Raw genomic sequence first — 23,548 nt, forward strand, 5'->3', positions numbered from 1 at the left:
TATTGGAATCAATTAGTATCTTAGTCAAAGATGCTATCAATGAATATGCAATCATGGATTTCGGCAATGGTAAGGTAGATGGATGGAATTAATTTTGTCTTTGTTACAGCAAATGAGCGTCTACCTCGTTTTAGCGTATATGCTGAGTAAAACGCCTATATTTCTCCCCCTATTGAGTATCTCTCATCAATTTACCCACAAGCTCAGTGTTTACGTTCTTTTTTCCTTATTTTGTATTATGGGCACCTATTTTGGATTAGCTATCAATGATGCAATAGCCAATACTAGAGCCATTGGTGCAGTAATGGGCGGGTTATTTGGTGGCCCTGTGGTGGGTTTTTTTGTGGGTTTGACAGGAGGCTTGCATAGATATTCTTTAGGTGGTTTTACCGATCTTGCCTGTGCGATTTCAACGACGGTAGAAGGGTTAATTGGTGGGCTGCTCCATTCCTACCTAGTATATAAGGGAAAAAAAGTTCAACTATTTAACCCTGTGGTTGTGTTTTCAGTCACTTTTGTCGCTGAGATTATCCAAATGCTCATTATATTGTTGGTCGCCCAACCTTATGAAGAAGCACTCGCACTTGTTTCAACCATTGCAGCACCTATGATCATTGCAAACTCTGTTGGCGCCGCACTATTTATGAGTATTTTGCAGGATAAAAAGACCATTTTCGAAAAGTATTCAGCGACCTATTCTCGCCGAGCACTGAATATTGCTGAACGCTCTGTAGGGATACTCGCCTCTGGGTTTAATAGTCAAAATGCGGAGAAGATTGCACGTATTGTTTACGAAGAAACTAACGTTGGTGCAGTATCAATTACAGACACCGAAAAAATACTCGCGTTTGTCGGAATTGGTGATGACCACCACAAGCCCAATAACGTCATTTCTTCCCCCTTCACTCTCAAAGCGATAGAAAATAATGTTATTGTCTATCTCGATGGCAAGGAGAACAGCTACCAGTGCTCTATTTCTTCAGACTGCAAACTTAACTCCGCACTTATAATCCCTATTCATGCTGGCGAGCAAGTGATTGGGACAATCAAGCTCTATGAACCCAAAAGAAAGCTATTCTCGACAATCAACATGTCTATGGCCGAGGGCATTGCTCAACTGCTCTCAAGCCAAATTTTGTATGGCGATTATCAACAAAAGCAAATATTACTTTCCCAGTCTGAGATTAAGTTGCTACACGCTCAGGTCAATCCTCACTTTCTATTTAATGCACTGAACACCATCAACGCTATCATCCGCAAAGATCCCGACAAAGCCAGAGAGCTGATACAACATCTTTCGCAATTTTTTAGAAGTAACCTTAAACAGAATGTAGAAACCGTCACTCTAAGAGAAGAGCTAGAACATGTGAACTCTTATCTAACAATAGAAAAAGCGCGCTTTAGCGACCGGTTGGAAGTCGAGGTTGATATAGAGCATGACATTTTAGACAAAACATTGCCGAGTTTTACTCTACAACCATTAGTAGAAAATGCTATCAAACACGGTATTTCAGAGTTGCTAGAATCAGGGAAAGTACGCATTTTTAGCCAGACAGTCGATAGCGGCCAAATGATTATCGTGGAAGATAACGCTGGCACATATGTTCCACCTAAGAGTAAACACTCAGGCCTAGGCATGAATATTGTTGATAAGAGACTGATCAATATGTTTGGTGAGAAAGCTTGTTTACATGTCGACGTGAAAGAAAATGATTACACCAGAATGAGCTTTATCATTCCAAGCTAGAGAGAGAAAAAGTTTGTCCAGTTTTACCGCACTTGTTATTGACGATGAGCAATTTGCTCGGGAAGAGTTAACTGAGTTACTTAATGAAACAGGCCATATCACTGTGTTAGGCGATGCGAGCAACGCTATTCACGGGCTAAAAATGATTAACCAGCTTAAACCCGATGTCGTGTTTCTCGATATACAAATGCCAAAAATCACAGGTATTGAACTTCTTACTATGCTTGACCCTGAAACAATGCCAAATATCGTCTTTGTCACCGCTTACGATCAATACGCCATTCAAGCGTTTGAAGAGAACGCCTTTGACTACTTATTGAAGCCCGTTGATGCCGATAGATTAAATAAAACCATTATCAAGTTACTTAAAAGCGATCGTTCCACCAGCAGTGATTTATCAAATATTGCTCCCCCCAACCTAGAGCAAATACCTTGTACTGGGCTAAACCGTATCGTAATTATCGCTACCAGAGATGTAGAATACGCCTATAGTGACATCAGTGGCGTTCACATCCAAACTGAAGAACAAACCGCCACTAGCCAATTAACGTTAAAAGTATTAGAAGCACGCACACCATTACTTCGCTGCCATCGCCAGTACCTTATCAATACCAAAGCGATCAAAGAAATTAAGCTACTTGAAAACGGCTTAGCCGAAATTATCACTCAAAGCGACAATGTGGTTCCTGTAAGCCGTCGTTACCTTAAAACTCTAAAGGAATCATTAGGTCTTGGATAGTGTAACCTCAAAAGGTCAACACGCTCTAGTCACACAATCGCGCCATTGCATCAGAAGCCAGTTTCCACTGCTTGGACAAACGCAAGTCCGCTAAATCTATTTCCTGTTTCTTTAGTAAATTTTCCGCTTTAGGGAATTCACTAATTGGTAATCCATCCAATACTTTTATTTGCGAGTCTCGATTATTACACATCAAAACCATATCACAGCCTGCCTCCAGAGCTTGTTGGCACCTCTCTGCAGGTCCTCCCATGATTGACGCTCCTTCCATATTTAGATCGTCGGAAAAAACAACACCTTGAAACCCGAGCTTTTCGCGCAATATTTGCTTTAACCAATATGGTGAGCCGCTTGCAGGGTTATCGTCGTAATGCGGATAAACTACATGGGCAGGCATCATCGCATCTAACAAGCCGTGATCTATATGGGAGCGAAAAATAGCCATGTCTTGAACAAAGATATCTTCTCTAGGATCGTAAGGCGTCTCGGCATGCGAGTCGACTTCAACCCCGCCATGTCCAGGAAAATGCTTACCTGTTGTGATCATCCCAAGCTCTTTCATTCCTCGCATATAGGCTTGGCTTAACCTCAAGACATCTTCGATGTTGTCTGCAAAAGCTCGATTACCGATAGCCTTACTTTGGTGGCCTTTATCTAACACTGGAGCAAAGCTGATATCGATATCATGAGCCAAGACTTCTGCAGCCATCAGCCATCCGCCTAGATAGGCAAGCTCTTCACTATTCTTGTGATTGTTATACTCTTGTGCAGCAGGAATTCTTGAAAAGCCATCTCGAAATCTTTGTACCCGACCACCTTCTTGATCAGTACCAATCAAAATCGGTCTTTTCGCGGCTCTTCGTATCGACTTGTTTAAGGCAATCAGCTGCTGGCTATCAAAATAGTTACGACTAAAAAGAATCACCCCTCCAACCGTTGGGTGCTGTAAAATTTCTTTATCTTCTGCTGTAAGCTCATGCCCAGCAACATCTAGCCACAATGGTCCCATACCGCTCCCCTACTTGCGTGATTCTAATAGCAAAAACAAACGTTTTCTCAACGAGATTCTTAAGATAAAACAATCACTATTGCCATTCAATTTAACTGTTGGAATAGTTGACTTATCCCTTGAAAAACATTGAGGTCTACGTGGACAACAAAGAACTTTATATTGGTGTCATGTCTGGCACGAGTCTAGATGGTATCGATATAGCGCTATGTGAAATTGACCAAGACAACACTCAGTTGGTTTCTCGACACTCTTATCCTATGCCAGCAAATATCAAACAAAAGGTCCTCGATATGTGCTTGGGCCAATCAACAACTTTGGTCGATATCGGCACAGTCGATCACCAGCTCGGCCATGTCTACGCCGACGCAATCATTGCTGCTCTCAAAGAGTCCAATGTATCCGCAAAGGACATTCGAGCCATCGGAAATCACGGTCAAACCGTTTTTCATCAGCCAACTGGCGAATCTCCATTTACCCTACAGCTTGGTGATGCCAACATTATTGCAAGCAAAACAAACATTGACACTGTCGCTGACTTTCGGCGCAAAGATATAGCATTAGGCGGACAAGGTGCCCCTCTCGTCCCTGCTTTCCACAGCACCATTTTTCACCCTTCAGACTCTACCGTCGTTGTGTTAAACATTGGCGGTATTTCTAATATTTCAGTACTAAGACCGGGTTCTCCTGTCATCGGGTATGATACTGGCCCTGGAAATGTCTTGATGGATATTTGGTGTCACGATCAACTAAAAGGCAGCTATGACCACAATGCAAAATTTGCTAAGTCCGGTAGAGTGCAATCAGAACTGCTGACTTGTTTCCTCAAAGAAGATTACTTTGTCCTTCCCAACCCTAAAAGCACTGGGCGCGAGCTCTTTAATCAACAGTGGCTAAAAAGAAAGCTGATGAGCCTAGATGCAAAACCAGAAGATATCCAGTGCACCTTGTGCGAGTTGACCGCAGTGTCTATTTGCGATGAAGTAGAAAAATTTTCACAAGGGCCAGCACCAGAATTACTGGTTTGTGGTGGGGGGGCTAAAAACCCACTATTAATGGAAAGGTTACAGACACTCTTACCTAACTGGAAGGTACAACCAACGGAAAATAAAGGCATTGATGGTGACTTTATGGAAGCTATTGCGTTTGCTTGGCTTGCACAGCGTCGAATACATGGCTTACCAAGTAATCTACCAGAAGTCACTGGAGCCAGTGAACAAGTCTCACTCGGTGTCATTTACCCCGCAAACTAAGCCTAATTGATAGATTAATTACTCTATAGACTATACTTTAGGGTCAGAAGATATAAGGAAATATCTATGGCCCTAGTACGACTTTGCCTTATTTACACTCTCGCGTTTCCACTCTTTGCTTCGGAAGAAATTCGCTTTTTGGTTGTACCGAAAACTCTGGATAATCCTTTCTTTGAAGAGACCCAAAAGGGCTGTATTAGAGCCGCCGAAGAATTAAGAGTTAAGTGTATTTTTGATGGGCCTAGTGAAGCCGTCGCCCGCGACCAGAATACAGTGATATTGAGCTACTTAGATGAAGACCGATCCATCGACGGACTAGCTTTATCCGTCATTCATTCTCAGTGGCTGTCAAAAAGAGCCATGACAGCTGCCCAAGAAAATGATATCCCCGTTATCACGTTTGACTCTGATTTCAGCCAAGATATTTTGCATAAGCAGCCAGAAATCCGCGAGAGCTATATCGGTACAGATAATTTTGCTTTTGGCCAGCAGCTAGCCAAAGCAATGATGAAACTGCGTCCACAAGGAGGAGTATATTGCGTCATCAGTGGGCATAAATCCGCTATAAACCTCACTAGGCGCTTAGAAGGTGTGAATAGTACACTGCAAAGCTCTGGAGACAAATGGGTGCCTCATCCAAGGTGTCCTTTGTTCACCGATGATGATCCCAATCGTGCACTTGCTGCACTTGAACGAATGATGAAGGAACATCAACACAGCCCTAATAAACTACAGATGATCGTTACCTTAGGAGGTTGGCCTCAAAATCTACAACAGGAATATAGAAATACTGTCTCGAAATATAAAAGATACTTAGACCAAAAACACCTGATGTTAATCTTTGCAGATACTTTACCAGGACAACTTGAATTACTATCAGAAGGCTTGGCCCACGCCAATATAGGTCAGTCACCTTTTGGCATGGGATACACTTCTATTTACAAACTATATGACTTACACAAAGGTAAAGCGATCGAGGGTGTTTACTATACACCCCTAGTTAATTGTTTTGCTGGTCAAAAGCCAATGTGTAAAGAAAGTAAGTCAGAGTGAGCAACTACATAGCTGAATTCTGATAAGCATTCCAACCACGCTGCCACTCCATTCGGAATTTTTGCCCTTGCTTCATACCATCGCACACACCCAAGTAGTCCTGCCCTGACAGACCTATTTGGTAAGCAAAATCTGGATTGCAATAATATTTGATCCCTTCATTGTATCCTTCATCATACTCAGTTTGCTGCGTAGCACTGATATGTCCTAGTTGACTATAAGACCGAGGATTAAACCCTCTAGCACCATCTTGATAACCTACTTGGTGCCAGTCATCACTTTTTGCATCGATACCAGATACACACCCAGATAATACTGTCAAAACTGCAACAATAATGACTGTTCTCATAATGCTCCTACTTTATCCAAATCACTTTGAGAGATACGTGAATATTTAATTATCAGTTAGTTGCCATATATTAGCGGGAATTTACCTAGAGAAAAGCGATAACACTTTCAAAGTGGCAACTTTAATATCGAATTTATACACAGCATTAGATTTTTCATTTCCTAGAACCGCTCACCGATTCTTTAATGCCACTTATTACAGAATACGACCACTGAAGGTGAAAGCGGATGTAATTGCCCCAGAGCTCCGTAATATCCCACCATTGAGATTATGCAGTTAAGAAAAGGACGAGATTTATGTTGTGGTTTTTAACCTGTGTCGCGGCACTGATTGGTGGATACTTTATCTACGGTGCCTTTATCGAAAAGATATTTGGTATTAACGAAAAAAGAAAAACACCTGCCCACACGAAAGCTGATGGTGTCGATTTTGTCCCAATGTCTACACGTAAAGTCTACTTGGTACAACTTTTGAACATTGCTGGAGTCGGCCCAATATTTGGCCCAATTATGGGGGCGCTTTATGGCCCAGCAGCAATGCTATGGATTGTTGTTGGCTGTATTTTTGCTGGTGCAGTTCATGATTATTTCTCTGGAATGCTATCCGTTCGAAATGGGGGAGCATCGGTCCCAAGTATCACAGGTCGATATCTAGGTAATGGCGCGAAACACTTTATGAACATTTTTGCCATAGTGCTATTACTTCTTGTTGGTGTTGTTTTTGTTTCTGCACCTGCAGGTATGATCACCACACTGATTAATGACCAAACCAGTTTGACGGTAAGCATGTCGACAATGGTCATGATTATTTTTGCCTACTACGTCATTGCAACTGTCGTCCCTGTCGACAAGGTCATTGGTCGTTTCTATCCGTTTTTTGGTGCACTGCTGATCTTTATGTCTGTTGGCCTAATTAGCGCAGTAGCTTTATCCAGTGATTACACTGTCATGGGCGATTTTAAAGTTGCCGATATGTTTTCCAACTTAAACCCGAATGATATGCCGCTTTGGCCTGCATTATTCATTACCATTGCATGTGGTGCAATTTCTGGCTTCCATGCGACTCAGTCTCCATTAATGGCTCGTTGCATGGAAAATGAAAAAAATGGCCGCTTTGTTTTTTACGGAGCAATGATTGGAGAGGGTGTTATTGCTCTAATCTGGTGTGCTATTGCCCTTTCTTTCTTTGGCAACTTAGACGGGCTTTCAAATGCAATCCAAAATGGTGGCCCAGGAAACGTTGTTTATAGCTCTTCATTTGGTCTATTAGGCGTATTTGGTGGTGTCATCGCTTTCCTCGGTGTCGTTATCTTGCCAATTACTTCTGGTGATACAGCATTTCGCTCAAGCCGCCTAATCTTGGCTGAATACTTCAACATGGAGCAAAAGAGCCTACAAAAACGCCTACTGATGGCTCTACCACTGTTTGTTGTTGGCGCTATTTTGACTCAGGTAGACTTTGGTATCATCTGGCGCTACTTCGGTTTTGCTAACCAAACAACTGCGGTCATGATGCTGTGGACTGCTTCCGCTTACCTGCTGCGACATAACAAGTTGCACTGGGTGACGACGATTCCAGCCTTCTTCATGACGTCAGTGTGTGTGACCTTTATCTTAAACAGTGAAACACTTGGTTTCGGAATGCCAATGTCTGTATCAACCGCTTTAGGTGTGGTTTTCTCTATCGCAGTAACCAGCTATGTCATCAAGTCCTCCAAAGGTAAAGGTGATGAAGCCATAGAATCAGAAACAAACAAAAAATCTGACTCCTTAACCAAGACAGCATAAGTTTAATAACGCTAGAAATGCAAAAGGGCTCGATTGAGCCCTTTTTGTTTGCGGATAAATAGATTAAACCTGAGTAATTTGAAGCTCTTTTGGCACCTCAAAGAACATGTTTTCTTCTCGGCCTAATACTTCCTCAACTGATTCTGCACCAAGAGATTTTATTCTGTCTAAAATTTGGTTAACTAACTCTTCAGGAGCTGATGCACCAGCAGTCACGCCCACTTTTAATTTGTCTTGTAGCCAGTCTGGTTGAATTTCTTCTGGGCAATCGGTCAAATAACCCGGTGTACCTAACTTTTCTGCTAACTCTTTTAGACGAGTGGAGTTGGAAGAGTTCTTCGAGCCAACCACAATTAATACATCAACTTCTTGAGCTAATTGTCTCACGGCATCCTGACGGTTTTGCGTTGCGTAGCAAATATCGTCTTTGCGTGGACCTTGGATATCTGGGAAAACGCTACGTAACTCATCAATCACATCTGCAGTTTCATCCACTGACAGAGTGGTTTGACTAACATAGTGTAAATGGGATGGATCTTTAACCAGCGTTTTTAACTGCGCCACATCTTCAGGCTTCTCAACCAAATACATTCCGCCTTCCATGCTAGCGTATTGTCCCATGGTGCCTTCTACCTCAGGGTGCCCAGCATGACCAATGAGAACCACTTCCATATTTTTACGACTTGCTCTGGCAACTTCCATATGAACCTTGGTAACCAAAGGACAGGTCGCATCAAAAACCGTCAGCTGTCTTTCTTTCGCTTCAGTTCGCACCGCTTGAGAAACGCCATGAGCAGAGAAAATAACAATGTTATCGTCTGGAACTTCACTCAGTTCTTCAACAAATATCGCGCCACGCTGCTTGAGCCCTTCAACAACAAAGCGATTGTGAACGACTTCATGACGAACATAGATAGGTGGCTGATACATCTCAAGTGCTCGCTCCACGATACTGATAGCTCGATCAACACCTGCGCAAAAGCCGCGTGGGTTAGCAAGTAGGATTTTCATTTTGTCGCTCATTTAAATCTCTTTAATTGGGAAGGTATTCTACATAAAGTCTGATATTGTGCAAAATGCACTTAATTTAAACTCAAAAGATCAACACGCCCTAGTCAACAGACAGGATTTCCACTTCAAACGTCACATCATGTCCTGTTAACGGATGATTGAAATCGACGGTGACTGAATCTCCTGCGATGTCAGTGATGATTCCCGGGATCTCCGCACCATCGGGGCCTGAAAAAGCCATAATCGTACCCACTTCAACTTCTGCGTCACCGACAAACTTGTTGCGATCCATATGATGAATGTTATCCGGGTTTGGCATACCAAAGGCATCTTGTGCAGACAGCTCGATGCTATTGTTCTGACCTGCTTGCATACCGATTAAATGCTTTTCAAAGTTGTCACTTAAGCTGCCATCGCCAATAATCAGTTGCGCAGGCTTACCCATGTTATGAGTACTATCAGCGACCGAACCATCTTTCATCTTAATCGTAAAATGTAGGGTCACTTTTGAGTCTTGTTGAATTACTTTCACGCTAAGTTTTTCCATTCGTTATTATTAATCGCAGAGTAAACAAAAAGCGTAGCTCTAACAAGAGACTACGCTTTTAAATTCAAATCAGGCTATTAACGCTGGTTTTAAGTGTCTTTTTTCTTTCTAAAACCATCCAGCACAATCATAATTGCGCCAACGCATATTGCTGAGTCAGCTAAGTTGAACGCTGGCCAATGATATTGATACCAATGGAAATCAAGATAGTCGACAACATAGCCGTGAACAAGGCGATCGAAAACATTACCAACTGCCCCACCTATGATAAATGCGTACGCGATATTGCTCCACTTTTCTGAAGCAGGAAGCTTACGCATCCAAACCATAAGCATAATGACCACAGCAATGGCTATCGCAGTAAATAACCAGCGTTGCCAACCACCTTGGCTACTTAAAAAGCTAAACGCCGCGCCGTAGTTGTGAACATACAGCAAGTTAAAAAATGGCAAAACCTCAATTCGGTTGTCCCAGCCATAACCCATGGTATGCATAACCACTAGTTTAATCGCGATATCAGCAATAAAAACGAGTAGCGCTAGCCCTAGCCAGCGTACTCCAGATTGTTTCAACGTCAGTGCTTGTTCAGACATTATGACCTTTACTTCGTTAGAATAAATGCCTACGGATTAAGCGAACTTACGAACTTCGCCTTCACCTTCAACATTAGAAACACATCGACCACAGATCTTCTCATGGCCTGCAATTGTGCCTACATCAGCAGTGTGGTGCCAGCAGCGGTCGCACTTCTCTGCTTCCGTCGCTTTCACTTCAACAAACAGGCCCTCAACTTCTGTTTCGTGTGCAGAAGCCGTTTTTTCGCTCATACCTTTGACTTCTGCTTTTGAAGTTAGTAGAACAAAACGCAGTTCATCTTCAAGCTTGTTTAGCTTAGCTGCTAACGCATCATCTGCGTACAAAGTGACTTCTGCTTGCAGTGAACCACCAATAGCTTTGTCGTTACGAGCCGCTTCAAGCAATTTGTTAACTGCGCCACGAACAGCCTGAATGTCAGACCAGAACTCATCGTTAAGCTCTTCACCTTCAGATAGACCAAATAAGCCATCAAACCATTCGCCACTGAAGACAAACTTATCACGCTCACCTGGCATTTGATTCCAGATTTCGTCAGCAGTAAATGACATGATTGGTGCCATCCAACGCACAAGTGCTTCTACGATGTAATAAAGCGCTGTTTGACAGCTACGCTGCGCATGGCCACCGCGCTTAGCTGTATATTGACGGTCTTTTATGACATCCAGATAAAACGAACCCATTTCAATTGAGCAGAACTGCATTAAACGCTGAACAACGGCGTGAGTGTTGTACTCATCGTAAGACTTAATGATTTCTTCTTGTGCAGCTAGCGCACGACCTACAGCCCAACGATCAAGTGCTACCATTTCTTCTACAGGAACGATATCAGTTTCAGGGTTGAAGCCACTTAAGTTCGCTAAGAAGAAACGCGATGTGTTACGAATGCGACGGTAAGCATCAGCAGAGCGCTTCAAGATTTCATCAGAAACCGCCACTTCACCTGTGTAGTCAGTAGACGCAACCCATAGACGCAGAATGTCTGCACCCAGCTTATTAGTCACATCTTTCGGTGAAACCACGTTGCCGATAGACTTCGACATCTTACGGCCTTGACCATCAACAACGAAACCATGGGTTAGCACTTGCTTGTATGGTGCTTCATCTTTCATCGCAATCGACGAAATTAGAGAAGATTGGAACCAACCACGATGTTGGTCAGAACCTTCTAGATAAAGGTTGGTTTTGTTACCGTTATATTCTTCGCGGCTATCCACTACTGAGTAGTGAGTGACACCAGAGTCAAACCACACATCAAGTGTATCAAGTACTTTTTCGTAGTTTGCTGCATCAGCGCCCAACAACTCTTCGATTTCAACATCCCACCAAGCCTGAATACCTTTTTGCTCAACTAATTGAGCCACTTTCTCAATTAATTCAGACGTGTTTGGATGAAGCTCAGCTGTTTCTTTGTGAACGAACAGAGCAATTGGCACACCCCAAGTACGCTGACGGGAGATACACCATTCAGGACGACCTTCAATCATTCCTTCAATACGGCTTTGGCCCCACTCAGGCATCCATTGAACGCCTTTGATAGCTTCTAATGCCTTCGAACGTAGTCCAGCTTGGTCCATAGAAACGAACCACTGAGGCGTTGCACGGAAGATGATTGGCGTCTTGTGGCGCCAGCAGTGTGGGTAGCTGTGCTCGTATGCGTGGTGGTGAAGCAGCGCACCTTTCTCTTTCAGCACTTCTAATACTGATTCGTTCGCTTTAAATACATGCTGACCAGCGAATAGTTCTGTATCAGGTAGGTAAACACCATTTGAGCCAACTGGGTTAGCGACTTCTAGATCATATTTTTGCCCAACCACAAAGTCATCTTGACCGTGGCCTGGAGCGGTGTGGACCACACCAGTACCAGATTCAGTCGTGACGTGATCGCCAAGTACTACTGGTACAGAGAAGTCATAGAATGGATGTTGGAATTGAGCTAACTCTAGATCACCACCTTTAGCAAAGCCAAGGTTGTGATAGTGCTCGATACCTGCTCTGTCGATAACGTCTTTTTCTAGCTCAGAAGCAACAATCAAACGCTGAGGGTTATCACCTTCCACTTGGATAAGCGCATACTCAAGGTCTTCACGTACACACAGTGCGCGGTTTGCAGGAAGCGTCCAAGGAGTCGTTGTCCAGATAACAATGGAAATATCGCCTTTGCCTTCATGACCTTCAGCTAAGTTAAACTTAGAAAGCACGGCAGCTTCGTCAACTGCTTTGAAGGTAACATCAATTGAAGGTGATACTTTGTCTTTATACTCTACTTCTGCTTCAGCCAATGCAGAACCACAGTCAGTACACCAGTGAACAGGTTTGAAGCCTTTTAGCAAGTGACCGTTATCGGCGATTTTGCCAAGTGCACGGATGATGTTTGCTTCGGTAGCGAAATCCATCGTGCGGTATGGCTTGTCCCATTCACCTAGGATACCTAGACGCTTAAAGCTTTCTTTTTGACCTTCAACTTGGCCAGCAGCGTAGTCACGGCATTTTTCACGGAACTCAGCAGGCGTGACTTTTTTGCCAGGTTTACCAACCTTTTTCTCCACCATAAGTTCGATTGGTAGCCCATGGCAATCCCAACCTGGAATGTATGGTGAGTCAAAGCCTGAGAGTGTTTTGGATTTAATAATAATGTCTTTAAGAATCTTGTTTAGTGCGTGGCCAATGTGAATGTCGCCATTCGCGTATGGAGGGCCATCATGTAATATGAAAGATTTTTTGCCTTTTTTGGCTTTACGGATTTCACCGTAAAGATCTTCTTTATACCAGCGCTTAAGCATTTCTGGCTCACGATTTGCCAGATTGCCACGCATGGGAAACCCTGTTTCAGGTAGGTTCAGGGTATCTTTATACTCACTCATCGATTCTTAATTCCGTCATATTGGGCGAAGTTAGACATTATGCTGACCAGTGGAATATTCTGGCTAGCTGTTAAGCTGAAGCAACCACACCCTCGCTGCTTCAGCATCCAATTCTATTTGTTTTTTCAAAGCATCAAACGAATCAAATTTTTTCTCGTCACGAAGCTTGTGAAGCAAAAATACTTCTAATTGTTTGCCATATAAATTGGCGCTAAAGTCAAACAAGTGCACTTCCAATTGTTGTCGAACACCATTTACTGTGGGTCTTCGGCCTATATTGGCAACACCTTGAACTGTTTGACCATTTTGGCAAAGCGCCTCGACAACATACACACCCGATACTGGTGAAACAGTTCGCTTAAGTGGCATGTTTGCCGTCGGGAAACCGATGGTTCTCCCAAGCTTTTGACCATGAGATACACGGCCACTAATACTGTAACGCCTGCCAAGCATATCTGCTGCGGTTGAAAGTTGGTCCTTAGCAAGAGCCTCACGAATAGCAGTGCTACTTACTCTTTGCTTCTGTAAACAGAAGCTTTTAGTGTTGACCACTTCAAAGCCATACTTTTTTCCAGCCTCTTGCAACATGGTGAAATCACCTTTTCGACCACGGCCAAAGCAGAAATCATCTCCCACCACCAGAAACTTAACACCCAATTTCGTCACCAACAAGTCACGAATAAACTCTTCAGCGGTTAAATCTGCAAAGTTCTGGTTAAACTGGACACAAAGCAAGCGTTCTATATTCAGTTTATCGAGCTGGACTAACTTATCTCTCAAACGCGTTAATCTTGCCGGAGCTTTCGCTTTGGCAAAAAACTCTAAAGGTTGTGGTTCAAATGTCATCACAACGGATGGTAACCCTAGCTGCTCAGACTTACTAACAAGTTGAGTCAGGACTTGCTGGTGTCCTAAATGCACACCATCAAAGTTTCCGATTGTTAACACACAGCCACTATGCTCGGGCTTTATATTGTGAATACCGCGGATAAGTTCCATTGAAATCTACTAATTATTGCTCTATCGAATACCTTGCCGTCGAATCGACGGATTATATACTAATCAGCATCACTCTGTCGCTGCTTTTAGATCTTTTAGACGAACACCTAAAATGAGTAGGCTAACTATATATACCACAGCGCCTAAGGCTATTAGCCCTGCCAACACCAACGAACGATGCACACTCGTCCATTGTAACCAGACTGACATATCATCAAGCTGCCACAATATAGCTGCAACCATCAATGCACCAGCGATAACATGCTTAGCGATGATAAATAAAGTTTTTCGAGTCACCCGGTACACTCCCTTGATGTGCAACCCACGATAAAGTAGCGCCATATTGACAAACGCCGATAGAGACGTCGCTATAGCAAGCCCCACAAAGCCATAAAACCAAGCGAATATAGCGTTAAAACCCATATTACTCACCATTGCGATCACACCATACTTCACTGGAGTTTTGGTATCTTGGCGAGAGTAGTAACCTGGAGCAAGCACTTTAATCATCATGAAATTCAGCAACCCACAGGCAAAGGCTATTAGAGACATTGAAGCTTGGTTCACATCGTGAAAAGAAAACTCACCGTGCATAAACAAAACCATGAGCATAGGCTTAGACAACACTATTAAACCTAGCATGGCGGGAACGCCTAACAAGGTAATCATGCGTACTCCCCAATCCATGGTATGAGAAAACGCTTCACCTTTTGCATCCACATGATTTCGTGAAAGAGCAGGCAATATCACTGTACCGATAGCAATTCCAAATAAACCAAGGGGAAACTCAAGCAAACGATCAGAGTAATACAACCAACTCAACGAACCTGTTGCTAGGAAACTAGCAATAATTGTGTCCAACAAAAGGTTAATCTGGCTCACCGAAACACCAAATAATGCAGGTAATATCAGTTTTCTTACTCTAGCGACACCAGGATCGTTCCAACCCCACCTTGGCCTAACAAAGGCTTTAACCTTTATTAAAAAAGGAATCTGGAACAAAAACTGAATCATACCGCCAAGGAAAACCCCTATCGCCAAACCAACTTCAGGCTCTTTTAAATGTGGCGATAGATACAATGCACAGGCAATTAAACTGATATTCAGGAAAACTGGTGTAAAAGAAGACACCGCAAATTTCCCCATGGTATTGAGTATCGCGCCAGACATGGCAACAAAAGTGATAAACCAAAGGTATGGGAAAGTGATTTTTAGAAGGAAACTGGCAAGCTCAAACTTGTCTGCTGCTGGGCCACCATGGAGCCAATCCATAAACCAGCCAGCACCAAATATAGCTGTCACGACGCCTGAGCCTATCACCCCCACCAACGTCACTATCGTTACTATGAATCCTAAAGTACCCGATGCACGCGCGATAAACTCGCGAGTCTTATCTAAATCGCCATTCGCATGATATTCAGTAAAAACAGGTACAAATGCTTGTGAGAACGCCCCTTCGGCAAAAAGTCGACGTAAGAAGTTAGGAATTTTATTGGCAAAAAAGAATACATCGGCGCTGGCTCCTGCTCCCATCAAATGGGCAACAACAATATCTCGCACAAGCCCTAACATGCGGGAAATAAACGTCATGGCGCTAACAATCATGCCTGACTTGAGAAGGCGTTTACTCACGATAACCTCAATAAAATTGAAAATACTGTATTATCAGCGTCAGTAGCTGAAAAACTGTCAAAATATAGCTAGTACCTGTAAAAACATTTCAGGTAAATAATCAAAAAATTAGCAAGAATATGGCATAAATAGAATGCATGCTCTTTTAGCTTACTAGTAACGATGAGCACTGCACATTAATTCTTCGAAAGTGTTCTGAGCGCGAGGATAAATATTAGCATTGGGATAAAATTACTGTTAGAATCCCCGCCATCTTAACCGCGAATATCCTAACATACCAAAAATAGTTTGGTTTTGACGGGTTTTTGCACAAATCATTTGACATTTAAGCACAAATGAGGGATATTCCTCGCCCTTAAATTGTCACAGAACTAAGTTTTTGGGAGTAAGACCCTTGGCAAACAGTAAATCTGCTAAGAAGCGTGCGATCCAAGCTGAGAAACGTCGTCAGCACAACGCTAGCCGTCGTTCAATGATGCGCACCTACATGAAAAGAACTATCGCTGCAATCGAAGCTGGCGACAAAGAAGCTGCAACTGCTGCATTCGCTGCAGTTACACCACTGATAGACCGCATGGCAACTAAAGGTCTTATTCACAAGAATAAGGCAGCTCGTCATAAGTCTCGCTACGCTGCTGCAATCAAAGCTCTATAATTAGAATTTTGACGCAACAGATAAAAAAACCGACTGTTAAGTCGGTTTTTTATTGCTCTTCATTTATTCAAGTCCACGACATCTACTCAAATAAACCACTAAAATCGGCATCACAGACTCGCTTAACCGCAGGGTGTTGAATCATTCTCTCGGCAAAAATGACATAGTACTCTTCTTTCATTTCTTCTACTCGGCCAACCTGCATAATTTGCTCATCATTGCCGACTTCATTTAAGTAGACAGATGGCGCTAGAAAGATTGCATCACGATGATAACTGGCAAATGCTTTCATCAGCGCTAAGTCATCAAACTCACCCAATATATTGGGACTAATACCTTGATGATCAAACCATTGCTGTACTTTTCGCCCCATCGCTGTTCGACTGCCAGGAACCAACAATTTTCGATTCTCGAGATCTTCTGGGAATTTAACTTTTCCAGTGTCAGATGAACTAAAAAACGCCATTTCACTTTCACCGAGCTTTTTGCTAAACAAGCCTGGGCTTTGCGTCGAATCGACGGGGCAATCTGACAAAATCATATCGAGCTTATGTTGTGATAATCGTTCTAGTAACATCTCATGCGTTGATTCAAAGCAGCGCAAATGAATACTGTTGTCAGAGGGAACCGTAGTTAATAAAATTTTACTTACCAACCTTTTTGACAAAGCGTCAGCAACTCCCACATCAAATAGTAAGTTTTCTTGCTGGCTATAATTGACGATATCCAGCATTTCATAACTCAAGCCAAACATTTTATCCGCGTATTGATAAATAAGTTGTCCGAGCTCTGTTGGCTCGATACTACGGCCGTTTCGTTTGGTCAACTTACCATCTAACCGAGATTCTAAAGCTTTGAGCTGACCTGTAACAGTTTGAGGGGTTAAGAATAGAGCTTCGGCAGCCTTGGTAACCGAACCTTTTTTGCATACCATCCAGAAATAATACAAGTGGTTGTAATTTAAATGTGACATATAAACTCTAGCGAAAACTGATCATAAAAAGGCGAAAGCATCAAAGTTCCGACTTTTAAACAATAACATAACTCTCCTTTTGTCATAAATTGTTACATTCTACATTAAAACTAAAACGCCTATGCCCTTTAGAAAAAGGGCAATTATAGCCTTATTAATCAGGTGGATAAGGACAGGTAAAAAGGCATAAACCTCTTACTTTATTCATAGTACTGATTTGAGACATTGGTATATCTTACTGTCATATTACCGTCACATAAACGAAATAGTATCGCCATCGAATTGCAACAATGATTTGAAAGTTCGAATCACTCAATGGAGATGATCATGCTTAATCCAGCTCGCCCTGCAACGGTATCGAAAGCGAATACCACTCATGTTTTGCGTTGGGCAAATTTATTCTTTATGTTGTACCTTTTGTTGCTGGCTGTCTCAATGGTAGGCAGTGGCTTTAAGTGGGCAACTGGCGATCAAGCAAAAGTATTATTTGAGTTTGCGTCACACCCGATTGCAGGTTTAATGATCGGACTAATCGCAACCAGCCTTATTCAGTCGTCCAGCACAGTGACATCCATTATAGTCGGTTTGGTTGCAGGTGGGCTTCCCGTTGAAGTCGCGATTCCAATGATTATGGGTGCAAATATTGGCACTACGATTACCAATACTTTGGTTAGCTTAGGTCATATCCGTAGTAAAGAAGAGTTCAAGCGTGCTTTCGCTAGTGCCACCATCCATGACTTCTTCAACGTGCTTGCTGTATTTATTTTTCTGCCACTCGAAATGATGTTTGGCATATTGCAGAAAATTTCGCATTGGCTCGTATCTCCCTTTATGGCGACGGGTGACATGAGCATCAAAAGCCTTAACTTTATCAAGCCAATCACTAGCCCAGTAGTAAACTCAACCAAAGGTGCCTTATCTGGCTTAGGAGACACGGTAGGCGGAATACTTCTGATCGCTCTGGGTATTGCTATTGTTTTCCTTTCCATCACAGTGATGGGCAAACTGATGAAAAGCTTGATGGTTGGCAGAGCGAGAACTATCTTAAAAAATGCGATTGGCCGCGGCCCTCTTCATGGGATTACGTCTGGATCTGTAGTCACAATCTTGGTTCAATCTTCATCAACAACGACAAGTTTGATGGTTCCTCTTGTGGGATCTGGCGTTTTAAAGGTGAAAGAAATTTATCCGTTTACGTTGGGTGCAAACATAGGAACGTGCATCACTGCGCTACTTGCCGCAACAGCGGTGTCTGGTGAATTTGCCGTGTTTGCCCTTCAAATTGCACTGGTACATCTTGCCTTTAATGTGCTTTCAACTGTCCTAATATATGGCGTACCTTTTTTACGCAACCTGCCTTTAAAAGGATCTGAGCTTTTATCTGAACTAGCCATCCGCAACAAAGGTTATGTTGCAGCATACTTGATGACGTTGTTTGTCATTCTTCCGGGATCGATACTGGCCGTTTCAGCGTAAAACTATCACGCTTACACATTAAAAAGGCAGCTTTCAAAGCTGCCTTTTGCAATCTAATTGTCATGTAATATCGTTAGACCGAAAACGGATACTGTATTGCTTCATGGCACTGATACCCTTCTACTGAAAAATCATCCAGTGTTACCCAAGTTTCTAGATCTTCCAATGACTTGATATCAGGGTTAATCTTAAAACTTGCAGCAGGTAATGGCTCTCGTTTTAACTGCACATCTCGCATCAATTCTAGCTGATCTTCATAGATGTGAGCATTCACAACCTTGTGGTATGCCACACCAGGTTTATGTCCAGTAATTTGCGCCATTAAAGCTAAAAATACATAGACTTGCACCATATTAAAGTTGAGCCCAAGAGGAACATCACACGAGCGTTGCGTGCTATTTAGGTACAGCGTATCACCCAATAAAGAAAAATGGTGGCTGTACATACAAGGACGCAAACACCCCATATGAAACTCACCTGGGTTGTAAAAGTTGAGAATTTCACCGCGATCATCTACACCATTTTTTAAATCATCGACAATTTTTTTCAGCTGATCGATATGCCCACCATCTGGCTTTGTCCACGCTCTACCTTGAACACCATAGACTCTCCCCATATCATCTTCGCCTTTACGATGAGGGTTATTGAGCCAAGATTCATTTAGGTTTGCATTAGCATCCCAAGTCTTTGTACCAAGCTTTCTAAAATCAGCCGCACTGTCATAACCACGAATATATCCAAGCAGTTCTGCGACGGCTGCTTTCCAAAAGCTTTTTCTGGTTGTTACTAGCGGGAATTGTCCATTGGCAACATCGTAAGTTAAATCGGCATTGATAACGGTCAGACAACGTTTACCTGTTCGCTTATTCTCTACCCATTCTCCGCTTTCAACAATACGTTTGCATAGGTCTAAATACTGACGCACAACTTCGTCTCCTTACTTTGCAGCCACTTTCTTATTGCCTTTAACTTTGTCCTTGTACAAGCCTCGCTTGTAAGCCCATATAAACATAATTGCACCAATCACAATCATTGGTGCAGACAAAATTTGTCCCATCGTGAAGTAGTGATCATAAAAACCAAGTTGCGGATCCGGTTGACGGAAAAACTCTACGAAGAACCTAAAGCAGCCATAGCAGAATAGGAACAATGCTGATACTGAACCAATTGGACGAGGTTTTTTGATAAACACATTGAGGATAATAAGTAGCAACACGCCTTCAAGTAGGAACTCGTAGAGCTGTGAAGGGTGGCGAGGCAAAGGCCCTGCTTGTGGGAATATCATCGCCCAGGGTACATCTGTAACTCGTCCCCAGAGCTCACCATTGATAAAGTTACCAAGTCTTCCCATCCCTAAACCGAATGGAACTAAAGGCGCAATAAAATCAGCAATACTGAAAAAGCTGCGTCCGTTTTTACGGCCATACCAAAGCATTGCGGTAATCACACCAAGCAATCCACCATGGAATGACATACCACCATCCCACACTTTAAACAGATACAGAGGATTCTGTAAGAACAAGTCGAAGTTATAAAAGATGACATAGCCGATACGTCCGCCGATAACTACGCCAAGAAAACCGGCAAATAGTAAGTCAGAAACCTGCTCTCGCGTCCAACCACTTCCTGATTTGTCTGCGCGCTTGTTGGCAAGCCACATTGCAAACGCAAAACCAATTAAGTACATAACGCCGTACCAGCGAATTGAGATAGGCCCTAATGAGACTATCACTGGATCAATGTGTGGAAACACCATATATCCGTGAGACATAACTTTACTCTTGTTAATTACAGTAATTATATTGAGATGAATTTACAGCAACATAGTTCCGGCCACAATCATCAAAAATATGGCAAATATTTTTTTCAGTGTTTTTGTTGGTAGTCCAACGGCTAAGCGAACGCCAATTTTGGTCGTAAATATAGACGTTATCGTTATGCTAATTAAAGCAGGCAAATACACGTAACCGAAACTCCACTTAGGTAGCCCTGCCACATGATAACCGTGCAAGGTAAAGCTCAGCATACCAGAAACAGCGATAGCAAAGGCACAAATAGAGGAAGTGCCCACCGCTTTTCGCATTTCCACACTGTGGCTATTTAGAAATGGAACCGTAAGAGAGCCACCGCCAACGCCTGCTAAACTGGCAACAGTCCCTATCCCAATACCACAAAATGCCGTTTTAAATGGTCCCAGCATTGGCCGAGTTGATTCTGAGCGAACCGAACGGAACATTTGTATTGCCATACCTAACACGATAACCCCAAAGACTTTTGGCAAATATTCAGTTGGGATCCAAGTAGCCAGCGTAACGCCAAGCACTCCTCCGCATACCACACCGGGTACAAGAGATCTCGCTGCATAAAAGTCGATATTTTTTAGCCGGATATTGTTGAAGACTGAAGAGCTTGTAGTAACAATAATACAAGCTAGAGAAGTCGCTAACGCGATGTGCATACCTACATGATCAGATACGCCAATAAATGGAAGCAAGTAATGCAGTGCTGGCACTACAACTAATCCACCACCAATGCCGAGCAACCCTGCCAATACACCGACGATTAAGCCAAGCAGTAGCAGTACGACAATTAACTCACCATTCAATGTAAAACCTATCTTTTGCCCGCTCGAATAAATCCAGCGATGCCTTTATACTCAAAGAAACGTTGCATCATAGTATATATGTTTTGCCCGTAGGGTTGAATTAAAGCTTTTGTTGCAAGTCGCTTCAACTCCCGGCTATTTGATTTCCTAAGAATATATTTTACTTTGGCAACGTTCGAGGTATTCATGCTGAGTGACGTATAACCTAACCCCACCATCAAAACAGCCCCGATGGGATCACCCGCTAATTCACCACAAATGCACACTGGTAAATCCAATTGGTCACATGTTTCTCGAATTTCTTTTAGAGCCATAATGACCGCTGGATGAGTCGTTTCATAGACGTCAGCAACCCGAGCATTGTTTCGGTCCACTGCCAGTAAGTACTGAGTCAAATCGTTTGTACCAACAGAAACAAAATCAATCTTATTAACGACAAGCGGTAGAAGATAAATCATTGCGGGGACTTCAACCAAAATCCCCACTTCTGGCTTTCTCACTCTAGAGTCGATAGCTAGCACCTCTTGATATGCCTGATCTATCAACTCCAAAGCAGCATCTAGCTCTTTTACTCCTGACACCATCGGTAGCAATATGCTTAAGTTCTGATGACGGCAACTCGCCTTCAGCATTGCGCGGATCTGCATCAAAAATATATCAGGGTGATCCAGTGTAAAGCGAATACCTCGCCAACCTAGAAAAGGGTTATCTTCGTCGATTGGTAAATAAGGTAGAGGTTTGTCACCACCAATGTCTAAAGTCCGCATAACAACGCGCTTGTTTGCGTAGGCAGTAAGCACCCTTTGATAGTGCTGCGTCTGCTCTTCCTCAGAAGGGAACCTGTGCTGCAATAAGAAAGAAAACTCAGTTCGATATAATCCAACACCATCGACACCTTGGTTGATAGCGATATTCGTATCGGCACTCAACCCTGCATTTAAAAAGATATCGACTTGAACGCCATCAAGAGTCATGGCAGGTTTTCTAGATTCTTTACTAACCTCGGCCGTCAGCTCTTGCTCTTCTTTAATTAATTGTTGGTATTCTGCCAGTAAATGTTGGTTGGGAGATATGAAAATTTCACCGCTATAACCGTCGACAATACCTATCTGGCCTATTGTGTCCTTGATATTGATATTTGCGCCCATTACCGCCGGAATACCTAATGCTCTAGACAAAATGGCTGCGTGAGAATTCGCAGCGCCTTCCATAGAAACGACTGCCAACAATTTATCTTTATCAATCGATGCTAAGATTGTCGCAGTTAGCTCTCGCACCACTAAAATAATAGGCTTATCTAAACGATAAGTTTCATTTTCTGTGTTGTGCAGAAAATACAAAAGCCTCTGACCAAGCTCTCGAATATCCTGAGCTCTTTCAGACATATAAGCGTCTGACATCTTCGAAAATCGTTCGGAATAGCTCTCAACGACTTGCCGAAGTGCCCAATCTGCACGATCGCCTTGTTGTATTTGCTGCTTGAGATCCTTTCTCAGCATGGGATCGTTCAGTAGGTGAGTGAATAAGTCAAAGATAGCAAGCGCTTCTTTATTAATCTCATTATCGAGTTTCTTGCGCATACGGCGAAAGTCATTCATTGCCGCTTCAATGGCGAGTGCTAATATTTCTTGTTCACGAACCCGGTTTAAGGTGGAAGCTGGACATACATCAGAAAGCTCAGGTTGGCTTTTGTCCCACCAGAATTCACCAATCGCAATGCCAGATGAAGCTCCGATACCGGTAAGCTGCAAGTGATTGCTAGTAAGAAGCCACTGTCCTTGAGTTTGCGAGTGAGCAATAATCACAGCAAGCTGTGCGGCAAGCGTGACAAGAAATGACTCTTCTATTTCATCAAATAATCGAGAGGATTTCTGTTGGACGACAAGTACTCCAAGCACTTGCTTCCGATGGATAATGGGGGTTCCCAAAAAGCTTTGGTATACTTCTTCACCAAGTTCAGAGAAATATTTGAAGTTAGGGTGTCTAGAAGCTTCAGCTATATTTAGGGGCTCAGCAGATCGTTTTACCAATCCGACTAAACCCTCATCAAAACGGATATGGATACTATCGCCTTTGAACTTCAGCCCTTGTGTAGCCATCAGTTCAAGGCGATCTTTCTCTTCATTGGCAAGATAAACAGTGCAACACTCTGTCCGCATAGCGCGACAAGTTTGCTTAACTAAGACAGCTAGCGCTTGATGAACATCTTCAATTTTTGAGACCTGTTCAACTATTTCTCTTAGTTGAGAAAGCAT

Annotated in this window: 20 protein-coding genes; 7 read left to right on the forward strand and 13 right to left on the reverse strand. The window is 42.9% G+C overall.

Going from position 1 to position 23,548, the window contains the following annotated elements:
• Positions 1-82: 82 nt before the first annotated feature.
• Complete coding sequence (locus tag ACM2FC_RS14585; protein ID WP_498481693.1) at positions 83-1,747, forward strand: LytS/YhcK type 5TM receptor domain-containing protein; 1,665 nt, start codon at positions 83-85, stop codon at positions 1,745-1,747.
• Between the two features lie 13 nt (positions 1,748-1,760).
• Positions 1,761-2,486: a two-component system response regulator BtsR gene (gene btsR, locus ACM2FC_RS14590; protein ID WP_498481695.1), complete on the forward strand. Its 726-nt coding sequence runs from the start codon at positions 1,761-1,763 to the stop codon at positions 2,484-2,486.
• Positions 2,487-2,511: 25 nt separating this feature from the next.
• On the opposite strand, the gene nagZ is transcribed toward btsR, so the two are convergent.
• A complete protein-coding gene (gene nagZ, locus ACM2FC_RS14595; RefSeq protein WP_498481696.1) occupies positions 2,512-3,495 on the reverse strand; it encodes a beta-N-acetylhexosaminidase in 984 nt (327 codons plus the stop codon).
• 140 nt (positions 3,496-3,635) lie between these two features.
• On the opposite strand from nagZ, the gene ACM2FC_RS14600 reads away from it, so the two are divergent.
• Together ACM2FC_RS14600 and ACM2FC_RS14605 are read left to right on the forward strand one after the other, a co-directional pair.
• Complete coding sequence (locus ACM2FC_RS14600; protein ID WP_498481697.1) at positions 3,636-4,748, forward strand: anhydro-N-acetylmuramic acid kinase; 1,113 nt, start codon at positions 3,636-3,638, stop codon at positions 4,746-4,748.
• 66 nt (positions 4,749-4,814) lie between these two features.
• Entirely contained in the window at positions 4,815-5,801 is a 987-nt protein-coding gene (locus tag ACM2FC_RS14605) for a substrate-binding domain-containing protein (protein WP_498481698.1), read from the forward strand.
• A gap of 4 nt (positions 5,802-5,805) precedes the next feature.
• On the opposite strand, the gene ACM2FC_RS14610 is transcribed toward ACM2FC_RS14605, so the two are convergent.
• Entirely contained in the window at positions 5,806-6,150 is a 345-nt protein-coding gene (locus tag ACM2FC_RS14610; protein WP_498481699.1) for a DUF2799 domain-containing protein, read from the reverse strand.
• A 296-nt stretch (positions 6,151-6,446) separates the two neighbouring features.
• Here ACM2FC_RS14610 and ACM2FC_RS14615 point away from each other — a divergent pair, with 296 nt between their 5' ends.
• Positions 6,447-7,937, forward strand: a complete 1,491-nt coding sequence (locus ACM2FC_RS14615) for a carbon starvation CstA family protein (protein WP_498481700.1) — start codon at positions 6,447-6,449, stop codon at positions 7,935-7,937.
• Between the two features lie 63 nt (positions 7,938-8,000).
• Here the strand turns inward: ACM2FC_RS14615 and ispH are convergent, their stop codons facing one another.
• The 6 genes from ispH to murJ all read right to left on the reverse strand — a co-directional run bounded on the left by ispH (position 8,001) and on the right by murJ (position 15,584).
• Complete coding sequence (gene ispH, locus ACM2FC_RS14620) at positions 8,001-8,960, reverse strand: 4-hydroxy-3-methylbut-2-enyl diphosphate reductase (RefSeq protein ID WP_498481701.1); 960 nt, start codon at positions 8,958-8,960, stop codon at positions 8,001-8,003.
• A gap of 88 nt (positions 8,961-9,048) precedes the next feature.
• Positions 9,049-9,480 carry an FKBP-type peptidyl-prolyl cis-trans isomerase gene (gene fkpB, locus ACM2FC_RS14625; protein ID WP_498481702.1) on the reverse strand — a complete coding sequence of 144 codons (432 nt, stop codon included), beginning with the start codon at positions 9,478-9,480 and terminating at the stop codon, positions 9,049-9,051.
• Between the two features lie 104 nt (positions 9,481-9,584).
• Complete coding sequence (gene lspA / locus ACM2FC_RS14630; RefSeq protein WP_498481703.1) at positions 9,585-10,088, reverse strand: signal peptidase II; 504 nt, start codon at positions 10,086-10,088, stop codon at positions 9,585-9,587.
• A 36-nt stretch (positions 10,089-10,124) separates the two neighbouring features.
• Entirely contained in the window at positions 10,125-12,953 is a 2,829-nt protein-coding gene (gene ileS, locus ACM2FC_RS14635; RefSeq protein WP_498481704.1) for an isoleucine--tRNA ligase, read from the reverse strand.
• A gap of 63 nt (positions 12,954-13,016) precedes the next feature.
• Entirely contained in the window at positions 13,017-13,952 is a 936-nt protein-coding gene (ribF, locus tag ACM2FC_RS14640; protein WP_498481705.1) for a bifunctional riboflavin kinase/FAD synthetase, read from the reverse strand.
• 69 nt (positions 13,953-14,021) lie between these two features.
• Positions 14,022-15,584, reverse strand: a complete 1,563-nt coding sequence (gene murJ / locus ACM2FC_RS14645) for a murein biosynthesis integral membrane protein MurJ (RefSeq protein WP_498481706.1) — start codon at positions 15,582-15,584, stop codon at positions 14,022-14,024.
• Positions 15,585-15,978: 394 nt separating this feature from the next.
• Between murJ and rpsT the strand changes: the two genes are divergently transcribed.
• Positions 15,979-16,239: a 30S ribosomal protein S20 gene (rpsT, locus tag ACM2FC_RS14650; protein ID WP_237362862.1), complete on the forward strand. Its 261-nt coding sequence runs from the start codon at positions 15,979-15,981 to the stop codon at positions 16,237-16,239.
• An 82-nt stretch (positions 16,240-16,321) separates the two neighbouring features.
• Here rpsT and nhaR read toward each other — a convergent pair whose 3' ends face one another.
• Positions 16,322-17,212: a transcriptional activator NhaR gene (gene nhaR, locus ACM2FC_RS14655; RefSeq protein ID WP_498481707.1), complete on the reverse strand. Its 891-nt coding sequence runs from the start codon at positions 17,210-17,212 to the stop codon at positions 16,322-16,324.
• Between the two features lie 327 nt (positions 17,213-17,539).
• On the opposite strand from nhaR, the gene ACM2FC_RS14660 reads away from it, so the two are divergent.
• Positions 17,540-18,688 carry a Na/Pi symporter gene (locus tag ACM2FC_RS14660; protein ID WP_498481708.1) on the forward strand — a complete coding sequence of 383 codons (1,149 nt, stop codon included), beginning with the start codon at positions 17,540-17,542 and terminating at the stop codon, positions 18,686-18,688.
• Between the two features lie 73 nt (positions 18,689-18,761).
• On the opposite strand, the gene ACM2FC_RS14665 is transcribed toward ACM2FC_RS14660, so the two are convergent.
• The 4 genes from ACM2FC_RS14665 to ptsP are packed head-to-tail and all read right to left on the reverse strand — an operon-like array spanning position 18,762 to position 23,548.
• Complete coding sequence (locus tag ACM2FC_RS14665; RefSeq protein WP_498481709.1) at positions 18,762-19,613, reverse strand: thymidylate synthase; 852 nt, start codon at positions 19,611-19,613, stop codon at positions 18,762-18,764.
• A 12-nt stretch (positions 19,614-19,625) separates the two neighbouring features.
• A complete protein-coding gene (gene lgt, locus ACM2FC_RS14670) occupies positions 19,626-20,459 on the reverse strand; it encodes a prolipoprotein diacylglyceryl transferase (RefSeq protein ID WP_498481710.1) in 834 nt (277 codons plus the stop codon).
• Between the two features lie 42 nt (positions 20,460-20,501).
• Positions 20,502-21,293, reverse strand: coding sequence for a sulfite exporter TauE/SafE family protein (locus tag ACM2FC_RS14675; RefSeq protein WP_498481711.1), 792 nt, complete (start codon positions 21,291-21,293; stop codon positions 20,502-20,504).
• Between the two features lie 8 nt (positions 21,294-21,301).
• Entirely contained in the window at positions 21,302-23,548 is a 2,247-nt protein-coding gene (gene ptsP / locus ACM2FC_RS14680; protein ID WP_498481712.1) for a phosphoenolpyruvate--protein phosphotransferase, read from the reverse strand.

It is taken from the genome of Vibrio sp. A37, from assembly GCF_059777565.1.